This is a genomic window from Actinomycetes bacterium (assembly GCA_036510875.1).
Lineage (GTDB): Bacteria > Actinomycetota > Actinomycetes > Prado026 > Prado026 > DATCDE01.
Genome location: DATCDE010000370.1, coordinates 1 through 2,397, shown reverse-complemented (window position 1 = coordinate 2,397; position 2,397 = coordinate 1). Strand labels below are relative to the sequence as shown.

At 67.0% G+C, this 2,397-nt stretch carries 2 protein-coding genes; one reads left to right on the top strand and one right to left on the bottom strand.

The features are described from left to right. On the bottom strand, positions 1–581 hold a 581-nt coding region (locus VIM19_21100; GenBank protein ID HEY5187331.1), incomplete at its 3' end, for a hypothetical protein. 131 nt (positions 582–712) lie between these two features. Between VIM19_21100 and VIM19_21095 the strand changes: the two genes are divergently transcribed. Next, complete coding sequence (locus VIM19_21095; protein HEY5187330.1) at positions 713–2,104, top strand: IS1380 family transposase; 1,392 nt, start codon at positions 713–715, stop codon at positions 2,102–2,104. The last annotated feature ends 293 nt before the right edge of the window (positions 2,105–2,397 follow it).

The window sequence follows — 2,397 nt, the reverse complement described above, 5'->3', positions numbered from 1 at the left end:
TAGCCCATCATGGTGAGCCGCTCGTCGTACGCCGCCAGCGCGGAGGCGGTGTCCCTGGTTCCCAGCAGCAAGGTGCAGTGGGTCCTTGAGTCGCTACCACTGCCGAAGTAGCCCGGATGGTCGATGTTCCTGAACTCCTGGTTCAGGGAGGTGTTGGCGATGCCGCACCCGGGCGGCGTCGCGCTGAGGACCTTCTTGGCCTCGAGTCCGTAATGGTTCGCAAGAACTAGGCCCAGCAGGCAGGCCCCGACCAGGACCCCAACGGCGATGCCGACGTGGTGCCGGGTGCCTTCGCGCGCCACGCCTACAGCCAGAGCCGCGACGCCGATCAACACCACGGCGGCGATCACGAGCCCATGGGCGATCTCGCCCAGGCCATCGAGATCAGAAAGGAGCGGGTCGCTGTAGGTGCCCTGGAAGCTATACACGAACAACACGGAGAAGCCGCCTATCAGGGCGAGCAGGATCAGCAGGATAACGGCGACGACCGGCCGGGCCTGACCTCCGGTGCGGGTCGAGGTGGGTCGGCTGCGGCGGCCCGGCCACCGGGCGTCGGTACGTTGGGGATTCGACGGGTTCATGGGGTCTTAGCCTCGATCCACCGATGAGTATGGCTCGGTGAGCGGGTCGTAACGACAGAATGCCCTTACGTAACGGGAGAATTGGACTTATCTAAGGACCCAGTTCGACCGGACGGAAGGGCATCCTGCAGATGCAACTTTCTCACAATCGGCCCGTGCGGTCAGCAGTGTTCGATGACCCGAATCTCGTGTCGTCCGCCGGGCTGGTCCCGATGCTCGCCCTGGCCCGCTCAGCAGGCCTTCGCAGGCTGGCCGATCAGCATCTGAGCGTGCCCACCGACAAGGGCGCGAACGCGGGTTCGAAGGTCGCTTCGCTGGTGGCGGGGATGGTCGCTGGCGCGGACAGCATCGACGACATGGCGGTGTTGCGCCACGGCGCGATGGGCAAGGTCTTCACCGGTGCGTATGCGCCCTCGACGCTGGGCTCGTTCCTGCGGGCGTTCGCGTTCGGCCACGTCCGCCAGCTCGACGCGGTAGCCGCCAGGTTCCTGGGCGGGCTCGCCGCTGCCACGCCCCTGGTGAGCGGTGTTGATGAGTGCGCGCTGGTTGACGTGGACGACACGATCATCGAGGTCCACGGCTACGCCAAGCAGGGCTCGGGGTACGGGTACTCCGGGGTCCGCGGCCTGAACGCGCTGATCGCGACCGTGACCACCAGGGACGCGGCGCCGGTGATCGTCGCCCAGCGCCTGCGGAAGGGGTCGTGTGGCTCACCTCGGGGCGCCAAACGTCTGGTCGCCGACGCTTTGGCCACGGTGAAGAAGCTGCGCACAGATCCCGCCGGCGCCAAGGTTCTGCTGCGAGCCGACTCTGCCTTCTACGGACGGGGCACCATCGGCGCTGCGGTCCGCGCCGGCGCGCAGGTCTCGGTCACGGTCCGGCTCAACACGTTGATCAGAACCACGATCGCTGCGATACCCGACGACGCGTGGACCACGATCCAGTACACCGACGCGATCTTCGACGAGACCACCAGCACCTGGATCTCCCGGGCCGAAGTCGCCGAAGTTCCGTTCACCGCGTTCGCCGCCGGCAAGAAAGCCGACCAGGTACCCGGGCGGCTCGTCGTGCGCCGGATCCCCGACCTCAACACCCACCCCGGCCAGCCGACCCTGTTCGACACCTGGCGCTTCCACGCGTTCTTCACCACCAGCACCCTGGACACCATCACCGCGGACAAGACCCACCGCGGCCACGCGCTGATGGAACAAGTCCACGCCGACCTGAAGAACTCAGCCCTGGCCCACCTGCCCTCGGGCAAGTTCACCGCCAACGCGGCCTGGCTCGTACTCGCCGTGATGGCGTTCAACCTCACCCGCGCCGCAGGCACCCTGACCGGCACCACCCTGGCCAAAGCCACCACCGCCACGATCCGCCGCAAGATCGTTCACGTGCCGGCCCGGGTCGCCTCCTCAGCTCGGAAGCTGTCACTTCACCTGCCCACCGGGTGGCCCTGGGAAGACGCCTGGACCAAGCTCTTCACCGGCCTGTGCGCACCACCACCAACAGCCGCAACGACCTGACCACCCCGCCCCCGCAGGGGCCCGAGGAAGAACCAGTGGAACACCACCGACAGTGAGGTCGCCGGACCAGCCGCGCCCCGCCACCAGCTCAACGGCTCAGGCGCTACGCGCCACCATCACCAAGCTCATCGGTGGATCGAGGCTTAGTGGGCTACGGTATGACGCTTGTTGTATCGGGTGCAACGGGATTCTTCGCACTCGCGCACCCCGCTGTCAAGCATGAGAGTGAGTCCCCAAGGCGGACGCGAGCGACAACGGGACAACTCAGGGCATTTGCGCCGCGGTGGGATTCG